The sequence below is a fragment of the Devosia sp. genome, from assembly GCF_030689745.1.
GTDB lineage: Bacteria > Pseudomonadota > Alphaproteobacteria > Rhizobiales > Devosiaceae > Devosia > Devosia alba.
Window position 1 is genome coordinate 19,428 of record NZ_JAUYGL010000113.1, and the last position, 25,019, is coordinate 44,446.

28 protein-coding genes are annotated in these 25,019 nt (G+C 62.7%); 5 read left to right on the forward strand and 23 right to left on the reverse strand.

Annotated features, from left to right (window positions below):
* Window positions 1–73: 73 nt before the first annotated feature.
* Genes holA through leuS form a run of 3 tightly spaced genes read right to left on the reverse strand, consistent with a single transcriptional unit; the run spans window position 74 to window position 4,207 of the window.
* The gene (gene holA / locus Q8O80_RS10285; RefSeq protein ID WP_305579376.1) at window positions 74–1,096 is read right to left on the reverse strand and encodes a DNA polymerase III subunit delta; all 1,023 of its coding nucleotides are present in this window, start codon (window positions 1,094–1,096) and stop codon (window positions 74–76) included.
* A complete protein-coding gene (locus Q8O80_RS10290) occupies window positions 1,096–1,602 on the reverse strand; it encodes a hypothetical protein (RefSeq protein WP_305579377.1) in 507 nt (168 codons plus the stop codon). Before Q8O80_RS10290 ends, holA begins: the two co-directional genes overlap by 1 nt.
* Window positions 1,589–4,207 carry a leucine--tRNA ligase gene (leuS, locus tag Q8O80_RS10295; protein WP_305579378.1) on the reverse strand — a complete coding sequence of 873 codons (2,619 nt, stop codon included), beginning with the start codon at window positions 4,205–4,207 and terminating at the stop codon, window positions 1,589–1,591. Before leuS ends, Q8O80_RS10290 begins: the two co-directional genes overlap by 14 nt.
* A gap of 130 nt (window positions 4,208–4,337) precedes the next feature.
* On the opposite strand from leuS, the gene Q8O80_RS10300 reads away from it, so the two are divergent.
* The 3 genes from Q8O80_RS10300 (at window position 4,338) to Q8O80_RS10310 (ending at window position 6,439) form a co-directional block, all read left to right on the forward strand.
* Complete coding sequence (locus Q8O80_RS10300; protein WP_305579379.1) at window positions 4,338–5,015, forward strand: YggS family pyridoxal phosphate-dependent enzyme; 678 nt, start codon at window positions 4,338–4,340, stop codon at window positions 5,013–5,015.
* A gap of 161 nt (window positions 5,016–5,176) precedes the next feature.
* A complete protein-coding gene (locus Q8O80_RS10305; RefSeq protein WP_305579380.1) occupies window positions 5,177–5,860 on the forward strand; it encodes a response regulator transcription factor in 684 nt (227 codons plus the stop codon).
* Window positions 5,861–5,974: 114 nt separating this feature from the next.
* On the forward strand, window positions 5,975–6,439 hold the full coding sequence (locus tag Q8O80_RS10310) for a cyclic nucleotide-binding domain-containing protein (RefSeq protein ID WP_305579381.1): 465 nt from the start codon (window positions 5,975–5,977) through the stop codon (window positions 6,437–6,439).
* Window positions 6,440–6,446: 7 nt separating this feature from the next.
* Here Q8O80_RS10310 and Q8O80_RS10315 read toward each other — a convergent pair whose 3' ends face one another.
* From Q8O80_RS10315 to rimM, 4 genes are all read right to left on the reverse strand, one after another.
* Window positions 6,447–7,259 carry an exodeoxyribonuclease III gene (locus tag Q8O80_RS10315; RefSeq protein WP_305579382.1) on the reverse strand — a complete coding sequence of 271 codons (813 nt, stop codon included), beginning with the start codon at window positions 7,257–7,259 and terminating at the stop codon, window positions 6,447–6,449.
* A gap of 186 nt (window positions 7,260–7,445) precedes the next feature.
* A complete protein-coding gene (gene rplS / locus Q8O80_RS10320) occupies window positions 7,446–8,000 on the reverse strand; it encodes a 50S ribosomal protein L19 (RefSeq protein WP_305579383.1) in 555 nt (184 codons plus the stop codon).
* Between the two features lie 189 nt (window positions 8,001–8,189).
* Window positions 8,190–8,882: a tRNA (guanosine(37)-N1)-methyltransferase TrmD gene (gene trmD / locus Q8O80_RS10325; RefSeq protein WP_305579384.1), complete on the reverse strand. Its 693-nt coding sequence runs from the start codon at window positions 8,880–8,882 to the stop codon at window positions 8,190–8,192.
* Window positions 8,879–9,418 (reverse strand): ribosome maturation factor RimM, encoded by a 540-nt coding sequence (gene rimM, locus Q8O80_RS10330; protein ID WP_305579385.1) that lies wholly within the window; start codon window positions 9,416–9,418, stop codon window positions 8,879–8,881. The genes trmD and rimM overlap by 4 nt, the downstream gene beginning before the upstream one ends.
* Window positions 9,419–9,534: 116 nt before the next feature.
* Here rimM and Q8O80_RS10335 point away from each other — a divergent pair, with 116 nt between their 5' ends.
* Entirely contained in the window at window positions 9,535–9,834 is a 300-nt protein-coding gene (locus Q8O80_RS10335; protein WP_305579386.1) for a hypothetical protein, read from the forward strand.
* An 81-nt stretch (window positions 9,835–9,915) separates the two neighbouring features.
* Here the strand turns inward: Q8O80_RS10335 and Q8O80_RS10340 are convergent, their stop codons facing one another.
* The 10 genes from Q8O80_RS10340 to htpX form a co-directional block, all read right to left on the reverse strand.
* The gene (locus Q8O80_RS10340; protein ID WP_305579387.1) at window positions 9,916–10,221 is read right to left on the reverse strand and encodes a hypothetical protein; all 306 of its coding nucleotides are present in this window, start codon (window positions 10,219–10,221) and stop codon (window positions 9,916–9,918) included.
* 179 nt (window positions 10,222–10,400) lie between these two features.
* On the reverse strand, window positions 10,401–10,829 hold the full coding sequence (locus tag Q8O80_RS10345) for a metallopeptidase family protein (protein ID WP_305579388.1): 429 nt from the start codon (window positions 10,827–10,829) through the stop codon (window positions 10,401–10,403).
* On the reverse strand, window positions 10,820–12,226 hold the full coding sequence (gene leuC / locus Q8O80_RS10350; protein ID WP_305579389.1) for a 3-isopropylmalate dehydratase large subunit: 1,407 nt from the start codon (window positions 12,224–12,226) through the stop codon (window positions 10,820–10,822). Before leuC ends, Q8O80_RS10345 begins: the two co-directional genes overlap by 10 nt.
* A gap of 89 nt (window positions 12,227–12,315) precedes the next feature.
* Complete coding sequence (locus Q8O80_RS10355; RefSeq protein WP_305579390.1) at window positions 12,316–13,671, reverse strand: lipopolysaccharide biosynthesis protein; 1,356 nt, start codon at window positions 13,669–13,671, stop codon at window positions 12,316–12,318.
* A gap of 122 nt (window positions 13,672–13,793) precedes the next feature.
* The gene (locus Q8O80_RS10360; RefSeq protein ID WP_305579391.1) at window positions 13,794–14,759 is read right to left on the reverse strand and encodes an endonuclease/exonuclease/phosphatase family protein; all 966 of its coding nucleotides are present in this window, start codon (window positions 14,757–14,759) and stop codon (window positions 13,794–13,796) included.
* A gap of 74 nt (window positions 14,760–14,833) precedes the next feature.
* Entirely contained in the window at window positions 14,834–15,901 is a 1,068-nt protein-coding gene (locus Q8O80_RS10365; protein ID WP_305579392.1) for a hypothetical protein, read from the reverse strand.
* Between the two features lie 60 nt (window positions 15,902–15,961).
* Entirely contained in the window at window positions 15,962–17,548 is a 1,587-nt protein-coding gene (purH, locus tag Q8O80_RS10370; protein ID WP_305579393.1) for a bifunctional phosphoribosylaminoimidazolecarboxamide formyltransferase/IMP cyclohydrolase, read from the reverse strand.
* A gap of 68 nt (window positions 17,549–17,616) precedes the next feature.
* Window positions 17,617–19,215 (reverse strand): heparinase II/III family protein, encoded by a 1,599-nt coding sequence (locus tag Q8O80_RS10375; RefSeq protein ID WP_305579394.1) that lies wholly within the window; start codon window positions 19,213–19,215, stop codon window positions 17,617–17,619.
* A gap of 101 nt (window positions 19,216–19,316) precedes the next feature.
* Window positions 19,317–20,624 carry an RsmB/NOP family class I SAM-dependent RNA methyltransferase gene (locus Q8O80_RS10380; RefSeq protein WP_305579395.1) on the reverse strand — a complete coding sequence of 436 codons (1,308 nt, stop codon included), beginning with the start codon at window positions 20,622–20,624 and terminating at the stop codon, window positions 19,317–19,319.
* Window positions 20,625–20,632: 8 nt separating this feature from the next.
* Window positions 20,633–21,616: a zinc metalloprotease HtpX gene (gene htpX, locus Q8O80_RS10385; protein ID WP_305579396.1), complete on the reverse strand. Its 984-nt coding sequence runs from the start codon at window positions 21,614–21,616 to the stop codon at window positions 20,633–20,635.
* A gap of 94 nt (window positions 21,617–21,710) precedes the next feature.
* Between htpX and Q8O80_RS10390 the strand changes: the two genes are divergently transcribed.
* Entirely contained in the window at window positions 21,711–21,914 is a 204-nt protein-coding gene (locus tag Q8O80_RS10390; protein ID WP_305579397.1) for a DUF1674 domain-containing protein, read from the forward strand.
* 7 nt (window positions 21,915–21,921) lie between these two features.
* Here the strand turns inward: Q8O80_RS10390 and Q8O80_RS10395 are convergent, their stop codons facing one another.
* The 6 genes from Q8O80_RS10395 to ccmA all read right to left on the reverse strand — a co-directional run bounded on the left by Q8O80_RS10395 (window position 21,922) and on the right by ccmA (window position 24,896).
* Window positions 21,922–22,080: a Flp family type IVb pilin gene (locus Q8O80_RS10395; protein ID WP_305579398.1), complete on the reverse strand. Its 159-nt coding sequence runs from the start codon at window positions 22,078–22,080 to the stop codon at window positions 21,922–21,924.
* Between the two features lie 73 nt (window positions 22,081–22,153).
* On the reverse strand, window positions 22,154–22,690 hold the full coding sequence (locus Q8O80_RS10400; RefSeq protein WP_305579399.1) for a DsbE family thiol:disulfide interchange protein: 537 nt from the start codon (window positions 22,688–22,690) through the stop codon (window positions 22,154–22,156).
* Entirely contained in the window at window positions 22,687–22,860 is a 174-nt protein-coding gene (gene ccmD / locus Q8O80_RS10405; protein ID WP_305579400.1) for a heme exporter protein CcmD, read from the reverse strand. The genes Q8O80_RS10400 and ccmD overlap by 4 nt, the downstream gene beginning before the upstream one ends.
* Window positions 22,857–23,618 (reverse strand): heme ABC transporter permease, encoded by a 762-nt coding sequence (locus Q8O80_RS10410; protein WP_305579401.1) that lies wholly within the window; start codon window positions 23,616–23,618, stop codon window positions 22,857–22,859. The genes ccmD and Q8O80_RS10410 overlap by 4 nt, the downstream gene beginning before the upstream one ends.
* Before the next feature lie 22 nt (window positions 23,619–23,640).
* Window positions 23,641–24,294, reverse strand: a complete 654-nt coding sequence (gene ccmB, locus Q8O80_RS10415) for a heme exporter protein CcmB (RefSeq protein WP_305579402.1) — start codon at window positions 24,292–24,294, stop codon at window positions 23,641–23,643.
* Window positions 24,291–24,896, reverse strand: a complete 606-nt coding sequence (gene ccmA, locus Q8O80_RS10420) for a heme ABC exporter ATP-binding protein CcmA (RefSeq protein ID WP_371136163.1) — start codon at window positions 24,894–24,896, stop codon at window positions 24,291–24,293. Before ccmA ends, ccmB begins: the two co-directional genes overlap by 4 nt.
* Between the last annotated feature and the right edge of the window lie 123 nt (window positions 24,897–25,019).

Consider the following 25,019-nt stretch of genomic DNA (forward strand, 5'->3'; position numbering starts at 1 on the left):
CGCGGTGAGCCTTCTATAGCTGTCTCGGGTGATTTGCTGTGGCGGCGTTTCACGTGAAACGCTGCCGGGACACTCAATGGGCAGCTGCCATCATGCAGATTGCCAGCAGGGCGCGTCGCAGGCCCGCATCTGCCAGAGCGGGGCGGCGCCTGGTATCGCCCGTGGTCTGCAGAATACGGGCACTGGCGGTGGCCAGGGCATTATCCGACCATAGCCGCAATTGCTGCTCAAGGGCACCGGCGCGGGAGAAGTGCGGCTTGGGCCGCTGCCCGTCGAGCACGGCGCGCGGCGACTTGCCGGCGTCGACTTCGGTGCGCCAGCGCCGCAGATTGGCGAAGTGAATGGTGGACATCGCCAGCAGGCGCTGCGGGTCAACGCCAGAGGACAGGGCGCGATTGAGCGCCAGTTCCAGCTTTTCGGCATGCCCCCCGGCGGCGGCGTCGATAATGGCGTCAATCACCATCATGCCGTTGTCAGCGCACAGCAGGAGCACCTCTTCATGGGTCAGTTGCTTGCTGGTTGCTGCGTAAAGGCTGAGCTTTTCCAATTCGCGGCGGGTGATTTCGCGGTCATTGCCGAGAATTTCGCGCAAGAGCGCCACCACATCGGCGTCGACGCGAATGCCTTGCTGGTTGAAGGTCTCGCGAATAAGGGTCTGCAGCGCTTCGTCGCTGTCGGGATAGCAGGGCAGGGCCCGGCCGTTCCTGGCGGCTTCCACCAGGGCCCGCAGGGCGTCTCTGGGAGGGAGATTGCCGGCTTCAAGCACGATGGCCGCGCCCTGCAGGTTGTCGCGCAGTTCGGTTAGCGTCATCACCAGGGATTTGCCAGCGCCGCGTACCCGGACAATGCGTTTGCCGCCAAACAGCGAAATGGTCTTGGCTTCGACAGCCAGAATGGAGGGATCGGCGTCGACCGTCGCGCCATCGAGGGTAACGATGCTGGCCGCGTCGGGGTCGTCGCCGCTCAGCCTGCGAATCAGCCGCTGCGCGGTCTCGCGGACCAGGCCGGCGTCGGGCCCATAGGCGAGAAAGATACCGTCGGCGATATCGGGACGCGTGATAAAGCGCGCCACCTCATGGGCCTTGAGCGCCGCCATCAGCGGCTCAGCGCTGCCAGCAGGGCCAGTCGCAGTGATTCGGCCGCACTCCTGGCGGCGCGCTCGGCCGCATTCTCGGCGGCGGCATTGTCTGCCATCACTTGGCCTGAGCGCGTGTAGTCCGCGGTGGCGCTGCGGGTGAAGCTTCTGGGCGGGGTATCGCTGCCATCGCGCGCGGTGATTGTCAGCGTGGCGGTGACGGTGACCATGAGTGGCTTGGCCGGGTTGGTGGTGGGTGTCACCATCATCTCCGCAGCGCTGCCGGTGGCGCTGACGGTCACCAGGGGCGCGGTTTCGCTATCGGAGCGGCCGAAGCGCAGCGCCAGCTCCTGATAGATGATCTGCTGCAGCCGGCTGGTGGGCTTGGCATAGGCCAGGTTGAGGCCCGGCTGGGCGGCCAGAGTGCCGCTATAGACCGGCGAAAAGCTGCAGGCGCCGAGGGCGACCGGCAGGCTCAGCATAATTCCGGCCAGTACCGAGTGACGGAGCGCTTTAGACCACGACATTGACGATCCTGTCCGGGACGATGACGATCTTTTTGGGAGCCTTGCCGTCCAGCATGCGGACAATCTCGTCCATAGACAAGACCAGATTCTCGACTTCGGCGGCCGCCATGCCCTTGGCAAGGGTAATTTCGCCGCGGCGCTTGCCATTGACCTGGATCGGCAGGGTTACCTCGTCGTCAACCAGCATGACCGGATCAACCTCCGGCCAGCGGGCGTCGGCCACAAGGCCGGGCTGACCCAGCGCTTCCCAGCAGGTTTCCGCCAGGTGGGGCATCATCGGGGCGATCAGCTGGATCAGGTGGGTGACACCCAGTTCCAGCGCGGCCAGGCGGCTGGCCGGGGCCACGGCGCAGATGCCGGACGCGCGCACCAGGGCATTGGTCAGCTCATAGATCTGGGCGACGGCGCGGTTGAAGCGCAGGCCCTCGATCTCGTTGCCGACATTGTGCACGGCGCGATGGATGATCTTGCGCAGCGCCAGGCCTTCATTGTCGTCTTTTTCACGAACAACATCAGAAGACTGTTTGATGATTTCGATGGTGTCGCCCACTAGGCGCCAGATGCGTTGCTGGAAGCGACTGGCCCCCTCGACGCCCGATTCAGTCCACTGCACATCGCGCTCCGGGGGGGAGTCCGACAGCATGAACCAGCGCGCGGTATCGGCGCCATAGGTGGCGACGATCTCGTCAGGATCGATGACGTTCTTCTTGGATTTGCTCATCTTTTCTATCGAGCCGATGGTGATCGGGGCGCCCGATTTCAGATGCCGGGCGCGACGCCCTTCGCCAAACGTCTCCACGGCCACGTCGACCGGGGCGACCCAGTCGCCCGTGGGTGACTTGTAGGTTTCGTGGGTTACCATGCCCTGGGTGAACAGGCCCTTGAACGGCTCGTCGAGCCCGACATGGCCGGTCGCCTTCATGGCGCGGGTGAAGTAGCGCGAATACAGCAGATGCAGGATCGCGTGCTCGACGCCGCCAATATACTGGTCCACCGGCAGCCAGCGATTGGCGATCGCGGGCACGGTCGGGGTGGCGGCATGTGGTGCGGTAAAGCGCGTGTAATACCAGGACGAATCGACAAATGTGTCCATGGTGTCGGTTTCACGCCGCGCCTCGCCGCCGCATTGGGGACAGCGCACATGCTTCCAGGTCGGGTGGTGGTCCAGCGCATTGCCGGGCTTGTCGAAGCTGACATCCTCGGGCAGCACGACGGGCAGGTCCTTTTTGGGCACGGGCAGCGTGCCGCAGACCTCGCAATGGATCACCGGAATGGGACAACCCCAATAGCGCTGGCGCGACACGCCCCAGTCGCGCAGGCGGTAGTTGATCTCGACCTTGCCTTGCGGCTGGCCATCAACCGTGCGGGCCGCAAAATGGCTGGCTGCCGCCTGCTTGGCCGCATCAATGCTCAAACCATCGAGAAAGCCGGAATTGAAGATGGTGCCAGCATCGGTAAAGGCCTCGTTGGTCACCGCAAAACTGTCCGCATTGGCGTCGGGCGGCAGAACGACCGGCTTGACCGGCAAATCATAGCGGCGCGCAAAGTCCAGGTCGCGCTGGTCATGTGCCGGGCAGCCGAAAATGGCGCCCGTGCCATAATCCATCAGCACAAAATTGGCGACATAGACCGGCAGGGTGGCGCCCTCGATCGCTGGATGCTGGACCTGCAGTCCCGTGAAAACGCCCTTTTTCTCGGCCTTTTCCAGGGTTTCGGTGGCCGTGCCCTGGGCATGACACTCGGCAATGAAGTCGGTCAGCGCCGCATTGGCGTTGGCCAGCTGGGTCGTCAGCGGATGGTCCGCTGACAGGGCGATAAACGAGGCGCCAAAAATGGTGTCAGGCCTGGTGGTGAACACCTCAATGGCTGTCGCGTCGGTGCCCTTGCTGTCGACCAGGGCAAATTTCAGGCGCAGGCCCTCGGATTTGCCGATCCAGTTGCGCTGCATGGTGCGCACTTTATCGGGCCACTCGGTCAGCGTGTCGAGGCCGGCCAGCAGATCCTCGGCCATGTCGGAAATCTTGAAGAACCATTGCGTCAGCTCGCGCTGTTCCACCGGGGCGCCGGAGCGCCAGCCCCTGCCGTCAATGACCTGCTCATTGGCCAGCACGGTCATGTCGATGGGGTCCCAATTGACCTTGGACTGCTTGCGGGTGACCAGGCCAGCTGCCATCATGTCGATGAACATGGCCTGCTGATGCTGGTAGTATTCAGGTTCGCAGGTGGCGATCTCGCGGGTCCAGTCGATCGCCAGACCCATGGATTGCAGCTGGGCCTTCATCGAGGCGATATTGGCCCGGGTCCAGGTGCCCGGATGGGTCTTGTTCTCGATGGCGGCGTTTTCAGCCGGCAGGCCAAAGGCATCCCAACCCATGGGATGCAGCACATTCTTGCCCCTGGCGCGATGGTAGCGCGCCACCACATCGCCCATGGAATAATTGCGCACATGGCCCATGTGAATGCGCCCCGACGGGTAGGGGAACATTTCGAGGACGTAATAGGGCTCGCGCGGGTCATCATCGCTGGTGACAAAGCTCTTGGCCTGATCCCAGACCTGTTGCCATTTGGGTTCCATTTCGCGCGGATTGTAGCGTTCGACGCTCACTTAACTCGTCCTTGGGTCACTGTCGCCAGGCGCGCGGGAAAGTCCGGAGCGGCTTGCGTTTATAGGGGATTTTGTCTACCGGACCATCACCAGAAATACCCCGCTAGGTCAACAGCAACAGGGCCAAAGCATGTCAACCAATGCCGTCAGCAAACTCGCCGCCATCCGGGAGCGGATCGCCAAGGCCCAGGAGCGCTTTGGCCCACCGCCCGACCAGGTGACGCTGGTGGCGGTGTCCAAGACCTTTCCGGCGGCCGAGATCGAGCCGTTTCTGGATGCCGGGCAACGCGTGTTCGGCGAAAACCGGGTGCAGGAGGCCAAGGAAAAGTGGCCGGCCCTGCGCGAGCGCTACGGCGATATCGAACTGCATCTGATCGGGCCGCTGCAGACCAACAAGGCGCGCGAGGCGGTGGCGTTGTTTGACGTCATCGAAACGGTCGACCGCGAGAAACTGGCCGGCATGCTGGCAGCAGAAATGCAGCGGGCCGGGCGAAGGCTCGCCTGCTTCGTGCAGGTCAATATCGGGCTCGAGGCGCAAAAAGCCGGCATTGCCCCGGCGGAAACCGTCGCCTTTGTCGAGCGCTGCCGGGCCGAACATGGGCTCGATATCGTCGGGTTGATGTGCATTCCCCCCGATGGTGTGCCGCCGGGCCCCTATTTCGCCCAGATGGTGGCCCTGGGGCGGGCCGCCGGTGTTGGCAAACTGTCGATGGGCATGAGCGGCGATTTCGAGATTGCCATCGGCATGGGCGCCACCCATGTGCGGATCGGTTCGGCGCTGTTTGGCCATCGCCCGGCCCCGGTTTAGCCGGCAGCGGGGAAATTATCGCTTCGCGAAAGGGTTGGGTGCAACTTCTCCGGGGCCGCGTTCGTTGTTGTTATCTATAACGCCGTTGTGATTGGCAGGCCAAAAACCGGTCGCATTAATGTGACCGTTCGGCAGGTCGGTGCAAAAGACTGGAGATATCAATGAACAAGCGACGCATCCTGCTGGTAGATGATGATGCAGACCTGCGGCAAACTCTGGTCGAGCAACTGCAAGCCCATCCAGAATTCGACATTCTGCAGGCCGATACGGCCAATGATGCGATCAAGTCGACGCGGGAAAACAATATTGACCTGACCATCCTCGATGTCGGTCTGCCCGATATGGATGGCCGCGAGGTCGTCAAAATGCTGCGGGCGGAAGGCTATAACAGTCCTATTCTGATGCTCACCGGGCATGACAGCGACGCCGACCAGATCCGCGGGCTCGATTCTGGCGCCAATGATTACCTGACCAAGCCGTTCCGCTTCCCGGTGCTGCTGGCGCGGATCAACTCGGCCCTGCGACAGCACGACCAGAGCGAGGACGTGGTGTTCACCATCGGCCCCTACAGCTTCCAGCCATCGGCGAAGCTGATGGAGACCAAGGACGGCAACAAGGTGCGGCTGACCGACAAGGAAACGTCCATCTTGAAGTATCTCTATCGCCAGGGCCCCAAGACGATCTCCCGCGATATCCTGCTCAAGGAGGTTTGGGGCTACAATAACCGGGTCACCACCCATACGCTGGAGACCCATATTTACCGCCTGCGCCAGAAGATCGAGCGGGACCCCTCCAATGCCCGTCTGCTGGTCACCGAAGAGGGCGGCTACCGCCTGGTGGCCTGAAAGCCGTGGATGGCGGGGCGCAAACGCAAAATCGGGTATAAAAGCGCGCCAAATGCCCTATAGGATGGCAAGACTCCGCTGTGGCGGAGTCAAATTGCTTTCGGATTGGGGCTTATGATCAGGGACGAGGCGGACGCCGCTTTGGCGCAGGCCGAATTTTTCGACATCTGCGACGAGCAGCAGCGCCGCCTGTTGGCGTTTGCTGGTGATCGCCGACATTTCGAGCCCGACGCGGTCATTTACCAGGCCGGCGACACGCCGCAGGGCGCCTATGTGCTGATTTCGGGCACACTGAAGGCCAAGCCAGCAGGCAAGGGGGCCAACAAGCCCTACGCCATCTCCGAGCCGGGTAGCGTGGTGTCTGCAATGGCGCTGATCCTGGACAAGCCGCGGCAGGTGACCTTCACCGCCGTTACCGACTGCGACATGCTGTTCGTACCCCGTCAGGCCTTCCTCAAGCTGGTGCAGCAATCGCCTGACCTGGCGCAGCGGGCGGTTGAGCGTATCGAGCGCGATCTGGGCAGCTATCTCGGGGCGATCGAGCCCATTGGCCGCCGGATGCGGGCCAACGAGACCTAAACGACAGCTAGACGCCGGCGAAACGGGCGATGACGGGCACGTGGTCGCTGGGCTTTTCGGTCCAGCCGCGCGCCGGCCGGATGATTTCAGCACCAATGCAGTGCGCGGCAACATCGCCGGTCGACCAGATATGGTCGAGCCGCCGGCCACGATCGGACGTTTCCCAATCCTTGCCGCGATAGCTCCACCAGGAATAGAGCTTCTGGTCGTGCGGCAGGTGCTTGCGCACCAGATCAGTCCAGCCATGACCGCCATTGAGAATGGCGTCCAGGGTTTGGGTCTCGAGCGGGGTGTGGCTGACGACCTTGAGCAGCTGCTTGTGGCTCCAGACGTCATTCTCGTGCGGCGCAATATTGAAGTCGCCGGCAATCAGATGGCCACGCGAAAACGCCGGCTCCTGAAACCAGCTGGTCAACTCGTTGAGGAAGCCCATCTTGTGCTTGAATTTGGGGTTGATGGCGACATCCGGCTCGTCGCCGCCGGCGGGAATGTAGAAATTATGCACGGTAAGCGGGCCGCGCCCGAAATCGAGCACCGCCGAGACATGGCGCGATTCCTCGATTTCGCAGAACACGCGGCTGGAGATGTCGGTCAGCGGAAATTTCGAGATGGTGGCGACGCCGTGATAGCCCTTCTGGCCATGCACGGCCTGATGGGGGTAGCCGGCATCAGCAAAGGCCTTGGCCGGAAACTGGTCATTGGTGCACTTGATCTCCTGCAGCATCAGCACGTCGGGCTGATACTGGGCAAGAAAATCGAGCACCATGGGCAGGCGCAACCGAACCGAATTGATGTTCCAGGTGACGATCGAGACGGTCATGGCGGGCCTTTGATGCAAGCGGAGCCTTCTTATCGCGGAGGCATGCGGCGAGGTAAAGCCGGAATTGGCCCGATCATGGCGAAGGTTTCACGTGAATCGGTGACGGCCAAACAGCAAAAAGCCCGACGCCTTGCGGGGTCGGGCTTCCAGATTTTGCGTCACGCCAGAGCGGCGACAGGCGAAAGCCTATTCGGCCTTTGGCTCAGCGCTTGCTTCTGCGGCGGCGGCGGCCTCAGCGGCAGCTGCCGTCTCGGCGGCTGCAGCGGCTGCTGCTGCTGCGTCCTTGGTAGCCTGGGCAGCTGCGATCTTCTCGGCTTCGCGGGCTTCCTTGGCAGCGAGAGCTGCTGAACGCTCGGTCGCCTCGATCTTTTTGGTACGCGAATTGGTCGATTCGACGATACGGGCCGATTTACCGCGACGATCGCGCAGGTAATACAGCTTGGCGCGACGGACCTTGCCGCGCTTGAGAACTTCAACCGACGCCACGTTGGGGGAGTGGAGCGGGAATACGCGCTCAACGCCTTCGCCGTAGGACAGCTTGCGCACGGTAAAGGATTCCATCAGGCCGCCGCCATTGATGGCGATCACGACGCCTTCATAGGCCTGCAGACGTTCCTTGGCGCCTTCAGTGATACGGACCCACACCTTGACGGTGTCGCCGTGGGTAAATTCGGGAAGCTGACGCTTTTCAGCGATGGCTGCCATCTGCTCGGCTTCGAGCTGCTGAATGATGTTGGACATGTCGATTCCGTTCTGAATCTTTTCAAAGGAGCGTTTATTCGGACCTTGCAGCCCGATCGCCCGGTCTTGGTTGGTAACGGAGTTTGGTCGTCTTTTTATTGGTGCGCACCAGGTCCGATCAGCCCGACACGCAGATAGTGGCGCGGCTATAGGCGAAAACCGCCCCAGAGTCTAGAGATTGTCGGCGTTTTATGGCTTGGGCGGGGCCAGAAGATCGGGGCGGCGCAATCTGGTCAGTGCCAGGCTCTGTTCAGCGCGCCATTTGGCAATCTTGCCGTGATCGCCCGAGGTGAGCACCGGCGGAATCTCGCGGCCTTCAAAACTCTGGGGGCGGGTAAACTGGGGGTATTCGAGCTGGCCATGCTCAAAGCTCTCATCGGCATGGCTGTCGGCGCCGCCCAGCACGCCCGGGATCAGCCGAACCACTGCTTCGAGCAGCACCATGGCGGCCACTTCGCCGCCGGCCAGCACATAATCACCGATGGAGATTTCCTCCAGCGCACGGGCGTCGATAACGCGCTGGTCGACGCCTTCAAAGCGGCCGCAGACGATTACCGCGCCAGGACCCAGGGCCAGTTGACGCGCACGCTGCTGCGTCAGTGGCTTGCCACGCGGTGACATCAGAATGCGGGGTCGGGGATCGCCTTGCGGGGACACGTCATCAATCGCCCGGGCCAAGACATCGGCTTTGAGCACCATGCCGGCGCCGCCACCCGAGGGGGTATCGTCAACCGTGTGGTGGCGATCAGTGGCGAAGTCGCGCAGTTGGGTGGCGTGCAGTGCCCACAGGCCGTCGGCCAGGCCACGGCCCAGTACCGAGGCCCCAAGGGGGCCCGGAAACAGTTCGGGGAAGAGCGTGATGATCGATGCGGAAAAACTCAATCGGCCTCTTCCTCACCTTCGGGGGCATCGAGTGGTACGTCGATGACGAGATAGCCCTGGTCGATATGGATTGTCGGCACGACTGCCTTGGTGAAGGGATAGAGGAAGGTGTCGCCACTATTGGGGTCGCGGACTTCGATGAGATCGCCAGCGCCAAAATTGGGCAGGGCGGAAACCTGGCCGATGATCTGTCCCGATTGCAGCCGCGCCTCCAGGCCGATCAGGTCGGCGTGATAGAAGTCGTCGGCGTCATCGGGCTCGGGCAGGCGGCTGCGATCGACATAGAGTTTGACGCCATTGAGCGTCTCGGCGGTGTTGCGATCCGCAATGCCCTTGATGTGAGCAACGACCACATTCTTGTGCAGGCGCAATTTGTCGATGGTGATCGTCAGGTCCGCTCGATCGGTGTCGAGCGGGCCGTAGCTGCCGATGGCCAGCGGGTCCTCGGTATGCGCCGCGATCCGGACGGCGCCCTTGATGCCGTGCGCGGCGCCGATCTGGCCCAGCAGGATACGATTGGTGTTCTGGGTGGTCATGGCAGCTCCGAGCGGTCTAAGGTGCTCTTAGCAGGCAAAGCGCGGATTGGGAATTGCCGCGCAACCCACCGCAGACTAAGCGTTTGCCGGGTTACATCAGACAAGGAAACGATTCGATGGCCAAGATTTTGACTGACCAAAACGATATTCGCCAGTGGGTCGCAGCGCGTGGTGGCAGTCCTATGGCGATGGAAACGCCCGACGGTACCGGGACGCGGACGCTGCTGCAGCTGACCTTTGGTCAATACGAGATCAACACCGACGGCAATCAGGGTCCTGACCGGCTTGGCGGATTTCAGCTGGTGAGCTGGGATGAATGGTTTGCCGCGCTCGACGCCAATAATCTGGCCCTGCGCGTTTCCGATGATCCGTCTGGAGGCAATGAGGCAGAATTCGAGTTTGTCGAAAAAGTCTAAAATTTGGATCGAAATCAAATCAGGCTTTAGCAAGCAGGCTCGGATCGCGGTGGGTCACCGCCTCCAGAGGGGTCAGGCGGTTCACTCGGGTGTCGCGAGCGAGTTGAGACCAGCTTCGTACAGGCGCATCGTGGCTTCGATGTCGGCGATATGCATGGACAGGCCCTGCTCGACAGCTTCTGCCTGACGACGAACGAGGTCGCGACGCGACAGCAGTTCAAAGCGTTCGCTTTCGAGTTCCTTGACCGCCAGGTCAATGCGGTCGCGGTGGGCGGCCAGGCGCTGGACCATTGGTGCGGTCTGCTTGGCAGCCTCCTGCATGACGGCCTCCATCTGCTCAATTTCGGGTTGCACAATCTTGAGATTGGTCTTGGCTCGGGTGGTCATTTGTTACTTTCCACAACATTGCAATTGCGCGCCGTCCTGCCTTCTTTCGAGGCCGCCGGGCGTCAACAGGCAGTCATAGAGGTATTGTGGGAAATCCCAATGTTTACCTGCTATTTACCTTAACAACAGCGCGTGTGTACTGCGACAATTCAAGTAAAATTGAAACGAACCGGTCCCAATCAGGGGCTGTCAGCCTGTGCCTCAATGGCGTCCATGTCTTCGTCTGAGAAGCCGAAATGATGGCCCAGCTCGTGCACCAGAACATGGGTCACCACGTCACCGAGCGTGTTGTCGTCATGCTCGGCCCAATAGTCTAGAATGGCCCGACGATAGAGAAAGACTGTGTTTGGCAATTGTCCGGTCTGCGGCATGGCGCCGTCTTGAGCCAGGCCAATGCCTGAAAACAGGCCCATCAGTTCAAACGGGCTCTCCATGCCGAATTCGGCCAGGATGTCGTCCTCGGCAAATTCGGCAACGGCGCAGGTCACGTCAGCAGCAAGGGATTTGAAAGGCTCCGGCAAGTCGGCCAGGGCCTGACTTGCCAGCGCTTCAATGTCGTCCAGGGTGGGCGCCAGCCGCGCGCCCCAGTCGGGGTGGCTTACTGCCACTCGCGGATGTCGACGAAGTGGCCAGTGACGGCCGCGGCGACGGCCATGGTGGGGGACACCAGATGGGTGCGGCCCTTGAAGCCCTGGCGGCCCTCGAAATTGCGGTTCGAGGTAGAGGCGCAGCGTTCATGCGGCTTGAGCTTGTCATCGTTCATGGCCAGGCACATCGAGCAGCCGGGCTCACGCCAGTCAAAGCCGGCATCCTTGAAGATCCGGTCGAGGCCTTCGGCTTCAGCCTGCGCCTTGACCAGACCCGAGCCGGGCACGACCATGGCGCTGACCGAGGCATGCACCTTCTTGCCGTCGAGCAGCTTGGCGGCGGCGCGCAGATCTTCGATGCGGCCATTGGTGCACGAGCCCAGGAACACCCGATCAACCGTGATGTCGGTGATCTTGGTGCCGGGCTTGAGACCCATATAGTCCAGCGCCCGCCATTTGGAGGCACGCTTGTTCTCGTCGGCGATATCGTCCGGGTTCGGCACGGTTCCGGTCACCGAGATGACGTCCTCGGGCGATGAGCCCCAGGAGACGATCGGCGGCAGTTTGGCGGCGTCCAGGATCACGACCTTGTCGTAAACGGCGCCTTCATCGGTATAGAGGGTCTTCCAATAGTCGAGCGCCATATCCCAGGCCTTGCCGGTAGGCGCGCGGTTGCGACCCTTGACATAGTCATAGGTGGTCTGGTCAGGGGCAATCAGGCCGGCGCGGGCGCCGCCTTCAATGGTCATGTTGCAGACCGTCATGCGGCCTTCCATCGACAGGGCCTCGATGGCTTCGCCAGCAAATTCGATAACGTGGCCATTGCCGCCGGCAGTGCCGATCTCGCCGATGATGGCCAGGATGATATCCTTGGCAGTGACATGGGCCGGCAGCTTGCCGTCCACCCGCACCAGCATGTTCTTGGCCTTTTGCTGGATCAGCGTCTGGGTGGCCAGAACGTGTTCCACTTCCGAGGTGCCAATACCGTGCGCGAGTGCACCAAAGGCGCCATGGGTCGAGGTGTGGCTGTCGCCACAGACAATGGTCATGCCGGGCAGGGTGAAACCCTGCTCGGGGCCGACGATGTGGACGATGCCCTGGCGCCTGTCGAGCTCGTCGAAATATTCGACGCCGAACTCGCGCGCATTCTCGGCCAGGGTATCGACCTGCAGCTTGGATTCGGGATTGTCGATGCCGTGCGTGCGGTCTGACGTGGGGACGTTGTGGTCAACCACCGCCAGGGTGCGCTCGGGGTGGCGCACCCGGCGCTTGTTCAGGCGCAGGCCTTCAAAGGCCTGCGGGCTGGTCACTTCGTGCACCAGATGCCGGTCGATATAGAGGAGGGATGTGCCATCCTCATTATTCTGGACCAGATGGTCGTCCCAGATCTTGTCGTAAAGCGTGCGAGCCTTGGTCATGGCAGGATTCCGGCAGGTAAAGTTTGGAGTGGTTCTAAGCCGCTGCGCCATGAGGGTCAAGCGTTAGCGTACTCTCGGGTACGGTTTGCTCAACCGGGCAGACGGTCGGTGGCGCTTCTGACGGTCAGAAAGCCGAGCAGGCTGGTATCCAGGCCGATGCGCAGGCGGCACCACAGCGCTATCGCCAATTGGGCGAGGATGCGGGCGCCCATATTGGCGGCAGCGGCGCCAACAATGCCATAGGCCGGGATGACCACGATCTGGACGAGGAAACCCAGCGCCATGATGGTCCCGAAAATCATGGCATAGGCCCGTTCATGGCCGGTCATCATCATGACGATCTTGGAGGGGCCGGTGGCCGCGTCAAACAACAGGCCCAGCGAGAGCAGCACCAGCACCAGCCAGCCCTCGGCATAGGCGGGGCCGAAAAAGCTCAGGACCCAGTCGCCCCAGCCAAAAAAGGCGACGAAAACCAGCAGCGAGAAGGCGAACCCCGCCGCCGCGCCCATCGCCGTTATGGCCTGGGCCTTGCGCATTTCGCCGGCATGGAAATGCTGGGCGATCATGGGGGCGATCACCAGCTCGATGGCAAAGGTGAACAGGGTCATCAGACCGGCGGTGCGGAAGGCATTGAAGTAGAGCCCGGAGCTTTCCAGGTTCAGCATCAGTCCGACCAGGATCACGTCAGCATTGAGGGCGGCAGTCTCGATGAGGGCCCCCAGCAGCAGCCAGCGACTAATGCCGCCCCATCGCTGCCAGTATTGACGGGTGACGCCGGCTACCGGGCTGAGCACATAATGCCGGCGCAGGGCATTCCAGAACTGCAGCGCCAGCATGCCCGCCAGCAGGGCCGCCGAAAGCACCAGGGCATCGGGACCGCTCAGCACCACGCCGAGACCAAACAGCACCAGCACGCTGGCCGGCAGGGCAAGGCGCCACAGGATGTCGCGCGGCACCAGAGCGGTCCATAGCGAGCCCTGGGCGCGCAGGGCCGAGGAATTGTATTCGGCCAGTGCCATCGGCAGCACCAGAAAGGCGGCGCCATAGATGTGGTTGATGCTGCCCTGGCTGGGCAGGAACAGGTGCCAGAGATAGGCCAGCGCGCATACTGCGAGGGCGATGGCGATACTGGCCAGGATGGTCAGAACCGAGCCGGCCTGTGCGGCCCTGACGGCTGCAGGCTGGCGACCGGCGACGATCTCCTGCGACCAGACGCGCAGGATGGCGGTGGGCTGGCCGATTCCGGCAGCGATGGCCAGCACGGTGGCGAGCGCCAGACCAAAGGCAAAACGGCCGTATTCGTCGGCGCTCATGGTGCGTGAGAGCACCACATAGGTGAGATAGGTCAAGCCGGCGGTCGCCACCTTGATGCCCAGCGAGCCGGCGGAGCGCCACAAACCAGTGTGCAGCAAGCTGGATAGATCGGAAGGAATGGTAAGCCGCATCGATTGCCTCAGGATCGCGCCGTCTGCGCGACTCCGATAATGTGACACGGCAAAGTCAAGAAGGGATTACCTTCCGCGGCGGCGGGGAGTTGCAATGCTGTAATCTGGCGCTGGTCCAGCGCCTAATCGAGATTGAATACGCTGGTCACCGGTTGATGATCAGAATGGGCGAAGCCAAGGTCGCGCGTGGCGACCGAAACGATGGAAACGTTGGGTGACACCAGGAACCCGTCAATGCTGGTGGTGTAGTTCTCACCGGCCACATAGGGTTTGTAGAGGGTGCGAACGCTGGGCGTTGCGGCATCTGAAGCGATTGTCCACCCAGCCGGCAGCGTGTCGCGCGGAAATGGGTGGATCCAGAACAGGTATTTTTCCGCGGTCGTGCTTGGCCAGGCTGGATCGGAAAGAACCATGTTCCAGTCGCCGCCGATAACGACATGGTTACCCTTGGCGAATTCGGCCTGGGCGAATGCCAGGACGGCGCTGATCTGGGCCTGCCTGGTGGTGCCCCCATCGTCAAACGCCGACAGGTGAATATTGCCGACGACCAACTGGCCGGGGCGCTCCGCCAGGGCGAAACGCGCCACCTGAATGGCATAGCGCCGTTTCAGGAATCCGAGCATGGCGCCCGGTTCGGGCGGCAGGGGCACTGTTTCAACGCTGAGTGGATTGTAGCGCGCCACCAACATGGTGCCGTGATCGAGCGCCAGCGGAAAAGGGATAAATCGGGTCGCGACGTCTGGCCGGTAAAAGACCTGCCAATCGGAGAACTGCGCGCTTACCTGGTCGCGAACGGGCGCCCAGTAGCTGAGCGGGCTCTTGCTGGAGACTTCCTGAAACAGCCGGATTTGAGCCTTGTCGTCCTTGATGGTCTGGACAATGCCTGCCAGGTTCTCATCCACCACGGACCGCGAGGGCGGCAGCAGCGCCTGGCCGCCATCAGCGATGAAATTGGATCCGGCGCCCAGTCCGGCATAACCGAGGTTCCATGTACTCAGCGTGATCTGGTTGCCAATGGCTGAAGGCAGGGTCGTCCGCGCAGTCGGGGTTGTCACATCTGCGACAGGCTGCAAGTTGGAATTGATCACGTAGGCTCCGACCAAATAAAACGCCACGATGGCTGTCGCGGCCACGAAGGCAGTACGAATGGGTCTTTTCAAGGTCACTTGCTTGCCAGGTTGGACTTTTGATGCTGGCCACCCTTGTGGGACAACAGGCTCTGCAGGAAATAGCCGGCAACAGGGGTCACAAGGATCAGCCCCCCACGGCCAGTCGTCAGGGCAACCAGAAACCCGAATATGCCGCGCTGTCTGGACAGTTCCGCTATCAGCTCATGATAGCGCTGTGTGACGCTCCATGGCCCGTCGTTCATGCGCGCCTCATAAAGCGCCAGCTGGCTCAGCAATTTGTCGACGAAGCCGATATGGAGCGTGAAGAATATCGTGCAGCCATAGATCAGGCTCAATGCCACCAGAATCGCGACGATAATCCTGAGGACATGCAGTGCTTCTTCGGCGAACACCTGGCGGATGCTCGTGCCATAGACAATGGAATAGGCCAGCATGACGCATAGCAACAGCATCAGCAGGCTGTTGACCTGATCGAGAATGTAGCCCTCCGCTACCCGCTGGGTGCCGAACAGGACTTCAAACCTGGTCTGCAGGGTTTCACCGGCGACGTCTCCCATGCCCCCCAATTCCCGCAGGATCGCGTCGACCTTCAAGTTGACAAGCTGGAAGCGGTCAAAGTCGATGAAAATCTGATGGATGGTAATGGCAAAAATGGCGATGATCAGCAGCGAAATCGCCGCCCCATAGCCGATGTAAAAGCGGTAGCCCAGGGCAAACAGGCGAAGGTTGTGCTCGGTCTTCTTGATCCCGGGCCGGAAGCTGGCGCGCCGCACCTTTCGAACCGCAACGACGCTATACACGGCAACACCGACCACCACGATCAAGGCGACGACTGCCGCGTACAGCCAATTCAGACCAATCAGGTCGAGCAGATTGGCGTCAGGCGTCAGCACCAGAAGTATCAGCAGAATTGCCGCAATCAGCCCGAGATTGGCCAACTCGCCGACTTCGCCGCTGCTCAGGCTGGGGAGTGTCGGCAGCGTGGTGGCAAACTGTTTCGGCCACACCGGTGCGCCAAAACCGTAGGCCAGCTTGAAGCACAGCACCCCGAACAGACACAGGGCCGCGATTATGGCCAGATCATATCCAAAATTGGCCAAGCTCGTCCCCCCATGCTCAGGGTGTCAGTTCACCCAGATTTGCCTCTGCACACAAGGCCCCTAGTGCCGGAAGTGGCGCATCCCGGTCATCACCATGGCGATGCCGGCCGCGTCGGCGGCGGCAATCACCTCGTCATCGCGCATCGAACCGCCCGGCTGGATCACGGCAGTGGCGCCGGCGGCGACCAGAGCTTCGAGCCCGTCGGCAAACGGGAAAAAGGCATCCGAGGCGGCGACGGAACCGGCCGTCAGGGCGCCTTCGATTCCAGCGGCCCTGGCGGCGTCGATGGACTTGCGGTGGGCGGTGAGGGCGGAATCGACCCTGGACATCTGGCCGGCGCCGATGCCGACGGTCGCACCGGCTTTGACATAGACGATGGCATTGGACTTGACGTGCTTGGCAACCTTGGCGGCGAGGCGCAGATCGGCCATTTCGGCTGCGGTCGGGGCCCGCTTGGTCACGATCTTGAGGTCGCAATCGTCGACATTGCGATTGTCGCGCGATTGCACCAGCAACCCGCCCGCAACCGATTTCACGGTAAGGCCATCGGCCTTGGCATCGGCCAGACCGCCGGTGAGCAGCAGGCGCAGGTTTTTCTTGGCAGCGATGATGTCCTGCGCCTCCTGGGTGGCGGACGGCGCTACGATCACCTCGGTGAAGACCTTGACGATTTCGGTGGCGGTGGCAGCGTCGATCTCGCGGTTGGTGGCCACAATGCCGCCAAAGGCCGAAACCGGATCGGTGCGCAGCGCCTTGGTGTAGGCGCTCAACAAATCGCTGGCGACAGCGACGCCGCAGGGATTGGCATGCTTGATAATGGCGACGGCCGCTACCTCAGCAGCATCGAACTCGCTGACCAGTTCAAAGGCGGCATCGGTGTCGTTGATATTGTTGTAGCTCAGGGTCTTGCCCTGCAGCTGGGTGGCGGTGGCGACGCCGGGACGGTCTTCGCCATTGGCGTAAAAGCCGGCCCATTGATGGGGGTTTTCGCCATAGCGCATGACTTCGCGCAGTGTGCCCGCGAAGCTGCGATAGGGAATCTCGGGATAGTCGATGGCTTTGGCAAACCAGGTCGAGATGGCGCTGTCATAGGCTGCCGTGCGGGCATAGGCCTTGGCCGCGAGCCGCTGGCGCATGGCGAAGGGGACGCCACCGGTTTCGGTGATGGCGGAAAGAATGGCGGGATAATCGGCCGGATCCACCACGACGGTGACAAAGGCATGGTTCTTGGCCGCCGAGCGGACCATGGCCGGGCCACCAATATCGATGTTCTCAATGATGTCATCGTAACCGGCGCCCGAGGCGACGGTCTTTTCGAAGGGATAGAGATTGACCGCCACCAGATCGATGGCGTCGATGCCATGCTCGGCCATGGAGGCGACGTGGTCGGGCTTGCCGCGCACCGCGAGCAGACCGCCATGCACTTTGGGGTGCAGGGTCTTGACCCGGCCATCCATCATTTCGGGGAAGCCGGTGAGGTCGGCGATTTCGCGCACCGGCAGGCCGGCGTCCTTGATCAATTTGTGGGTACCGCCGGTGGAGACCAGCTCGACGCCCGCCGCGCTCAACCCGCGGGCAAAATCGGCCATGCCGGATTTGTCAAATACCGAAAGCAGTGCCCGACCGACCTTGACCGTCTTGCCCATGAGGTGTGTGCCCTAATTGTGATGAATTTGCGCGCTCGCTAGCACGAAGCGGGACGAACGCCAACCGGCTATTGCTGTTCGAGCGTGAAGATCCAGGCGATCTCGTTGCCCGCAACCACATTGGTTTCGAGCACCAATTGCCGGGTCTTGTGCAGGCCGACATAGGCCGATTGGCGGACGCTTTCTTCCTCGCGGCAGGTCGCACCTTCCCAGAGAAAGTTCCAGACCGCGCCATTGGGCAGCACCAGGCGGACCATGCCTTCGGCATGATGGCGCTGCAGCTGCACGCCAGGCGCCAGGTGGAACCGCACTGCCAGCAGGCCCGAGGTCTTGCCGTGGCCGATCATCCGGTCCTGACCGACCAGCGTGGTGCCGCCCGAAAGCAGGGTGATGCGACGCTCAAGATCAATACCGAACCGCTTGGCGTAGCCGGGACTGGTCAGGGTCAGCAATTGGTCGGCCGGCGTCAGGGCCATAATGGTGGGCGGCAGGCTGGCGGCGTCTTCGGCATCGATTGTGGGGGCAGAGTGCGCGACGCCCTGCTGGAACAGGGCCTTGCTGGCGGCCAGATCGGCGGGTGCGGGTCCGCAGCTGCCCAGGATCAACTCGCTGCCATGGGAGAATTCAAAGGCCAGGGTGCTGGCATGGGCATTGCGGGCAAATTCGGGTGGCGGCCGCCGTCCGGAATCGGCGATCACGACGGCATCGCCGGCGCGCAGAATGCCATAGCCACCGAGCAGCTTGGAGCGCCGTTGATGACCGGGGGTATTGGCCTGGATGGCGATCAGCACGTCATGGGGCAAGTGGCCGCCGCCGTTGAAATAGGCCGGCTCACCGCTCGACAGCGTCAGCGCATCCAGACTGTCGTGCATGCGTTCAATCTGTGCCACCAGTTCATTGGAGGCTTCGGTCTTGAGGTGGGCGGCAATGCGGCGAATACTGACCAGTTCCACCAGCAGCTGCAATTGCAGCTTGGGATTGCGTGAGCGATGCAGGCCATCGGTATCGAGCTGGCTGGCCAGAATGCGGTTCAGGCGTTCGACCCGAAGCGCAATATCGGTCTTGTCGCCCAGTTCACAATATTCGGCGCCGAGCAGGGCAATGGCGGCAAACAGGGCATCGGTGGGATCTGCGGCCAGCAGCCCGCGCACACGCAGGCTCTGGATCTGGGTCCCCAGCACGCGCTGGATGGTCTTGGCCTGTTCGGGGGTAGCGCCGTCGAGCAGCAGGGGCAGATGGCGCAACCAGTTGAGCACGCGCTGGGCCGTCAGCCCGGGTGCCCAGGTGGCGCGTGCAAAGCGGCCTTCCCGGCCGATCCAGTCCAGCACCAGCGTGCGGGCGAAATAGCGTTCGCCGGGGTCGCGAATATCGCGAAAATGGCGCAACCAGGAGAAGCCGTGCAGGTTGAACCACCAATCGGCGTGGTCAACGTCGAGGCCGAAGGGCGAGGCACCGTGGGTTTCCATCAGCTTGCTGGCCAGCACGTAGCGACCGGCCATCATGTCGCGCACGGCTTCGCGGTCAGCGGGACGGAATTCATGCAATTCACCAGCAAAGGCGTCATCGGCCAGGCCGCGCCAGGTCCAGCGCAGAATGGGCAGGGTCACTATCGTATCGGCCAGCCCGCAGGCGAAGCGCCGCGCGGCGAAACCAAGCCGAGACGCCATTGTGTTACCAGCGTCCGCCGCGGCCAAGACCTGCGTCGTTGTTTGTCTGCCCGTCAATAACCAGTTCCTAGTTTGGCGCCTTCCCCCTCAGCGCCCGTCGATCACCCTATCTCACTACGGCGAAAGCGTGCCACGAAGAAGCCGTCCATACCGCCGGATCGTCCACCGGGCATCATGCCGGGATGGGTCCGCACCAATCCCCGAGGCGATACGGCGGACTCCAGTCCGGGCAATTCTTCGCTGGTCACGGGCCAAAGCTCAAGACCGGGCAGGGATTGGAGTGCCCAATCGACCTGCTCCTCGCCCTCGGCTGGTTCAAGTGAACAGACGCAATAGATAAGAACCCCGCCCTGATCCAGGCAACGTGCTGCGTTGGTCAGCAGGGACCGCTGCAGCCGCACGCGCCCGGCCACGTCGCCCACCGAGCGATGCCAGATCACCTCAGGATGGCGGCGGAAGGTGCCGGTCGCCGAGCAGGGGGCGTCGAGCAGGACGCCCTTGAACGGCGTCTCAGGCGTGAAATTACCCGCGTCGGCGACGATGGTTTCGGCGGCATAGTGCAGGCGCTCAAGATTCTCCTTGAGGCGCTCCATGCGTTTGGCGTCGGCATCAAGGGCGGTCACGGCATAGCCGGCCTTGACCAGTTGGGCGGTCTTGCCGCCAGGGGCAGCGCAGAGGTCCAGTACGCGCGCACCGGGTTCCAGGCCCAGCAGCCGTGCGGGAATGGAGGACGCAGCGTCCTGCACCCACCAGCGACCCTCGGCAAAGCCGGGCAGGGCCTCAACCGGGCGGTCGCGCTGCTCAATCCGCACGGTATCGGCCATCACGGGCTCGGCGCCCAAGGCATCGATCAGCTCGGGATCATTGTCCTTGAGTGTCAGATCGAGGGCGGCGCCGGCCAGAAGGGCGTCGGAAAAGCCATCAATGGCCTCTTCGCCATAGGCTTCGAGCCAGGTGTCCCCGAAAGTATCGGGAATCAGCAGATCGTCGCTGAGCATGCCGAACTTGGCCGAATTGGCCTGGGCATTGCGCAGCACGGCGTTCATCAGGCCGGACAAATGGCGGGCCTTGGGGTCGCGCTTGGTGGCCTCCACGGCCAGAAACAGCGCGCTGTGCGCGCCCAGATCGGGCAGAAAGACCAATTGCGCCAGGCTCAGGCGCAGCACAGCTTCAAAGGTGCCGGATTTGCCCGGCATGCCCTTGTCGAGCAGGGCATGAATCATGAAATTGAGCTGACCCTGCCGGCGCAGGGCGGTGGTGATCAGGCGATTGGCCAGCGCGCGATCACGTCCGTCGACGAGGTCGGTGGCCCCGAGCGGCACGAAATTGTCGCCCGCCAGCACGGATTTCAGCCGCTGGGCGGCAACGAGGCGGAGCTTGAGCCCAGCCGGTTCAGGTTTGTACGCCACGCTTAATTCTATCCCCAGGGACCGGGTTGTCCGCCATCCTCGTCGGTTCGTCCGACGGTCGGCACGCGCCAGCCACCACCCGTATCGCGACCGGTGCTGGTCGGGGCAGGGCGAAGCTGAGGCCTGCGGCCCTTATCGTCCACATGGGCGGAAGCTGCAAGCTTGCGCAGCGCCTCAATGCGATTGCCGGTGTCGGGGTGGGTGGAGAACAGATTGTCCATGCGCTGCCCCGAGAGGGGATTGATGATGTACATATGCGCCATGGCCGGATTGCGCTCGGCCGCCATATTGACCCGCTGGCCGGCCAGGGCGGCGATCTTTTGCAGGGCTGAGGCCAGCGCCAGCGGATCGCTGGAAATCTCGGCGCCGATGCGGTCGGCTTCATATTCGCGGGTGCGGCTGACCGCCATTTGCACCATCATGGCCGCAACGGGGGCCAGGAACACCATCAGCAAGGCCCCGACGCCGCCCAGCGGATTGTCGCGATTATTGCCGCCGCCAAAGAACAGGCCAAACTGGGCCAGCGCCGAAATGGCGCCGGCAAAGGTGGCCGTGATGGTCATGGTCAGGGTATCGCGGTTGCGGATATGGGCCAGTTCGTGGGCGACCACGGCGGCCACTTCGCGGGTTTCGAGATGCTTGAGCAGGCCTGCCGAGACCGCGACCACGGCGTTTTGCGGGTTCCGGCCCGTGGCGAAGGCATTGGGCTGGTCGGACTGGATCAGATAGACCGCCGGGGTGGGAATCCCCGCCTTGCGGGCGAGAATATCGACCATGTCATAGAGCTCGGGCACGCGGCTGCGCTCAATGGGCACGGCGTTCTGCATGCGCAGCACCAGCTTGTCGGCGTTCCAGTAGCTAAACAGATTGGTCGCCAGGGCAAAGACCAGAGCGATCATCATGCCGCCGCTGCCGCCGATAAAATAGCCGACCACCATGAACAGGGCTGTCAGGCCCGCCAGTAGGACGAAAGTGCGCAGCGTATTGAACATCAGCAGCTCTTGGGTTCGAGGTCTTGCGCATCTATGTTGGGTCGGACTGGCTCGGCTGCAAGCGGCATGAGCAAAACGCAGGATGGATATGACCATGAGCGATGACAAATTTGTGGCAGAAGCGCCACGACCCCCCTTGAGCCCCGCGGCCAAGCGCGCCCTGGCAGAGGCAGATGCCCGCCGTCAGGCCATCGACGCCAGGAACGTCGCGACGCAAGACGAGCAGGGTGGACGGGGTGGTCTTGAACCGGGGCGCTATGGCGACTGGGAAATCAAGGGGCTGACCAGCGACTTCTAGCCAAAGCTCAGTTCTGGCGCGAATTGCCGATCAGGTCGTGGATATTGTAGCCAGCGGCCGACACCACCATGGTCGCGGCGACCACGACAATGGCCGCGATCAGGCCATACTCCACCGGGGTGATACCGGTCTCATCGCGGGCAAATTTCTGGATCACGCTCAACATGGTACGCTTTCAACACAACAACTATGCCGACAGTGTGGCATTGGCTGGCTGAACCCAGGCTGAACGGGGTTGTTCAGTCGCCGGCCTTGGCGATGGCGGGGAGCAGCTCGGTCTCGAAAGTCTCGGGCGTGAGCGGACCGACATGCTTGAAAGTGATGATGCCATCGGCATCGACCACGAATGTCTCGGGCACCCCGTAAACACCCCAGTCAATCGAAACGCGCCGATCGCGATCGGCGCCAACGGCGTCGTACGGGTTGCCCAGCTCGGCCAGGAAGGCGCGGGCATTTTCGGGGGCGTCGTTCTGGTTGATACCGAGCAGGCGCACCTCGGCAACATCCCTCAGGGTCATCAGCAAGGGGTGTTCGTCACGGCAGGGAATGCACCAGCTGGCAAAGACATTGACCACGCTGACCTGACCCTTGAGCGTATCGGTGTCAAAGCCGGGCACGCCCAGCTCGGGCACGGCGGCCAGAGCGAAACTGGGGGCGGGCTTGTCGATCAGCACGGACCGGACGAGTCCAGGATCGCGATTGATCGAGAAGGCAAAGACCGAGACCAGCGCGATCAGCGCCAGTAGCGGCAGGCCAAACAACACATAGCGCATCATAGGGTTGACTCCGGGGTGCGCCGGGGCGCCTTGCGGGCCTCGAGCGCAGCCAGTTTTCGGGCGGTGGCGCGGGCGTCGAGCAGCGTCCAGCCAATCAGGCCAAACACGCCAAGCGCAACGCCGAAATAGGCCCAGATGATGAAGATGGCGTGGGGTCCGAGATCGATCATGCGGAAGCTCCCTGTGCCAGTTTGCGCTGCAGGGTCATGACGCGGCGGCGTTTGATCTCGGTGTGCATCGCCTTGAGATGGAGCACCAGGAACAGCAAAGTGAAGGCGAAAAACATCATGAATAGCGGCGTCAGGATGGAGCCGGGCATGGTTGGTCCATCGGGCCGGAACACGCTGGCGGGCTGGTGCAGCGTGCTCCACCAGTCGACCGAGAACTTGATGATGGGGATGTTGATGGCCCCGACCAGGGTGAAGACAGCAATCACCCGGGCCGCGCGCAGCTGATCGTCAAAGGCGCGCCAGAGCGCAATGATGCCCAGATAGATGAACAGCAGCACAAGGGTCGAGGTCATGCGACCGTCCCATTCCCAGAACGTGCCCCAGGTAGGGCGGCCCCACAGGGCGCCGGTGAACAGGGCCAGCGCGGTGAACAAGGCACCCAGCGGGGCAGCGGCTTTCATCGACACATCGGCCAGGGGGTGACGCCAGACCAGCGTGCCCAGGGCTGACACGGCCATCATCGCGTAGACGAATTGGCTGAGCCAGGCATTGGGCACGTGGACATACATGATGCGGACGGTGTCGCCCATCTGGTAATCCTGGGGCGAATTGAAAAAGGAGAACCACAGGCCCAGGGCAAACAGCACCGCAGTCAGGAGCGTCAGCGGCCAGAGCAGGGGTGCACTCCAGGCGACGAACTGCCCTGGATGGGCAATCCGCTGCCACCAGGCCTGCGGGCGCGTCGTGTCATTGCTCATGGGGGCGTCACCTGGGTCATCTTCAGTCTTCGGCCGAACGTATCGCAAACGCAGCAACAAAGGGAGCCAGGGCCACGGCCATGAGGCTCAATGCCGCAAGAAACAGCGCTGCCGCCCCCGATTGGGGAGAGGTGATGGCGCCAACCCCGAAGATCAACACCGGCACCGATAGCGGCGCAATCAGGATGGGCGCGATCAGGCCGCCGTGCCGGATGGGGACCGTCACGGCGGCACCGATGGCGCCAAAAGCCGCCAGGGCCGGGGTTCCCAGGCTCAGTGAGATAAGGGTGCGCCAGAATGAAGCCAGATCCATGGCCAGCAGCAGGGCAAGGATCGGGCTGGCCAGCAGCAGCGGCAGGGCCGTGACCAGCCAGTGGGCGATCAATTTTGCGGTAATGGCGGCGCTGAGCGGCAATTCGGCGTGCCGCAGCAGGATCAGCGAGCCATCCTCATGGTCGGGGCGAAACAGGCGTTCGAGCCCGAGCAGCATCGCCAGGAAGGCAGCAATCCAGACGATGCCGGGGGCAATGGAGGCCAGCAGGGTCTGGTCGGGACCGACGGCAAAGGGAACGATGGCCCCGACAATCACGAAAAACAACATCAGGGTCAGCACATCGCCGCCGCCGCGCAAGGCGAGGCGCAGTTCGCGCTGCAGCATGGCCAGGAACGCGCTCATGGTGCGCCCGCCAGGAGCAATGTGCTCAGGCTGCTCGGGTCGGGCAGGCTGATCGGGTCGTGCGTGGCGGCAATGGCCAGACCACCGCGCGCCAGATGGTTGGCGAGCAGGCGCGTCACCAGTTGATGGCCCGGCTCGTCGAGCGCGGCGGTCGGTTCATCAAGCAGCCAGAGCGGGCGCAGGCTGACCAGCAGCCTGGCCAGGGCGAGACGGCGCGACTGGCCGGCCGAGAGGTAGCCGGCGTCCAGCCCGTCGAGGTCGCCGAGGCCGACTTGGTCCAGCGCGGCCTGGGGTGTCATGCCGGTCGGTCCATTGACTTTGGCCCAGAAGGTCAGGTTTTCCCGGACGCTCAGCCGGGGTTTGCTGGCGTTGCGGTGGCCGCAATAGTGCAGCAGGGGCAGTTCGGCGCCGGCGTCGGGGGAACCGAAGCGGCCGGAAAATGGCGCGATGATGCCGGCCAGGGTCAGCAATAGCGTGGACTTGCCGGCACCATTGGGGCCGCGCAGCAACAGGGTCTGGCCATTGCGCAGGGAAAAGTCGAGCTGGTCGGTCAGCAGCATGCCGCCGCGGCCACAGCTCAGGCCGGTCGCGCGCAGGTGGATCGGGGGATAGACTTGCTGATCGGTCATGGCCCCTTCTCGTATTGAACGAAAGGTCGGGCTGGCAAGCCCAATCGTCTTTCTCTATAAGCCGTTGTAGATTGGAGTCATTCCAGGAAGGGCGGC

Coding starts and splice junctions, on each gene's coding strand:
- rimM (WP_305579385.1), bottom strand. CDS start 9,418: ATGACCACCCAGAACACCAATCGTATCCTGCTGGGCCAGATCGGCGCC.
- Q8O80_RS10305 (WP_305579380.1), top strand. CDS start 5,177: ATGAACAAGCGACGCATCCTGCTGGTAGATGATGATGCAGACCTGCGG.
- ccmB (WP_305579402.1), bottom strand. CDS start 24,294: ATGAGCGCGTTCCTGGCCATGCTGCAGCGCGAACTGCGCCTCGCCTTG.
- holA (WP_305579376.1), bottom strand. CDS start 1,096: ATGGCGGCGCTCAAGGCCCATGAGGTGGCGCGCTTTATCACGCGTCCC.
- Q8O80_RS10315 (WP_305579382.1), bottom strand. CDS start 7,259: ATGACCGTCTCGATCGTCACCTGGAACATCAATTCGGTTCGGTTGCGC.
- Q8O80_RS10300 (WP_305579379.1), top strand. CDS start 4,338: ATGTCAACCAATGCCGTCAGCAAACTCGCCGCCATCCGGGAGCGGATC.
- Q8O80_RS10355 (WP_305579390.1), bottom strand. CDS start 13,671: ATGCGGCTTACCATTCCTTCCGATCTATCCAGCTTGCTGCACACTGGT.
- Q8O80_RS10400 (WP_305579399.1), bottom strand. CDS start 22,690: ATGATGCGCTATGTGTTGTTTGGCCTGCCGCTACTGGCGCTGATCGCG.
- Q8O80_RS10390 (WP_305579397.1), top strand. CDS start 21,711: ATGAGCGATGACAAATTTGTGGCAGAAGCGCCACGACCCCCCTTGAGC.
- htpX (WP_305579396.1), bottom strand. CDS start 21,616: ATGTTCAATACGCTGCGCACTTTCGTCCTACTGGCGGGCCTGACAGCC.
- rplS (WP_305579383.1), bottom strand. CDS start 8,000: ATGTCCAACATCATTCAGCAGCTCGAAGCCGAGCAGATGGCAGCCATC.
- purH (WP_305579393.1), bottom strand. CDS start 17,548: ATGGGCAAGACGGTCAAGGTCGGTCGGGCACTGCTTTCGGTATTTGAC.
- leuC (WP_305579389.1), bottom strand. CDS start 12,226: ATGACCAAGGCTCGCACGCTTTACGACAAGATCTGGGACGACCATCTG.
- Q8O80_RS10290 (WP_305579377.1), bottom strand. CDS start 1,602: ATGTCGTGGTCTAAAGCGCTCCGTCACTCGGTACTGGCCGGAATTATG.
- Q8O80_RS10340 (WP_305579387.1), bottom strand. CDS start 10,221: ATGACCACCCGAGCCAAGACCAATCTCAAGATTGTGCAACCCGAAATT.
- Q8O80_RS10335 (WP_305579386.1), top strand. CDS start 9,535: ATGGCCAAGATTTTGACTGACCAAAACGATATTCGCCAGTGGGTCGCA.
- Q8O80_RS10375 (WP_305579394.1), bottom strand. CDS start 19,215: ATGGCGTCTCGGCTTGGTTTCGCCGCGCGGCGCTTCGCCTGCGGGCTG.
- Q8O80_RS10410 (WP_305579401.1), bottom strand. CDS start 23,618: ATGAGCAATGACACGACGCGCCCGCAGGCCTGGTGGCAGCGGATTGCC.
- Q8O80_RS10395 (WP_305579398.1), bottom strand. CDS start 22,080: ATGTTGAGCGTGATCCAGAAATTTGCCCGCGATGAGACCGGTATCACC.
- Q8O80_RS10310 (WP_305579381.1), top strand. CDS start 5,975: ATGATCAGGGACGAGGCGGACGCCGCTTTGGCGCAGGCCGAATTTTTC.
- ccmD (WP_305579400.1), bottom strand. CDS start 22,860: ATGATCGATCTCGGACCCCACGCCATCTTCATCATCTGGGCCTATTTC.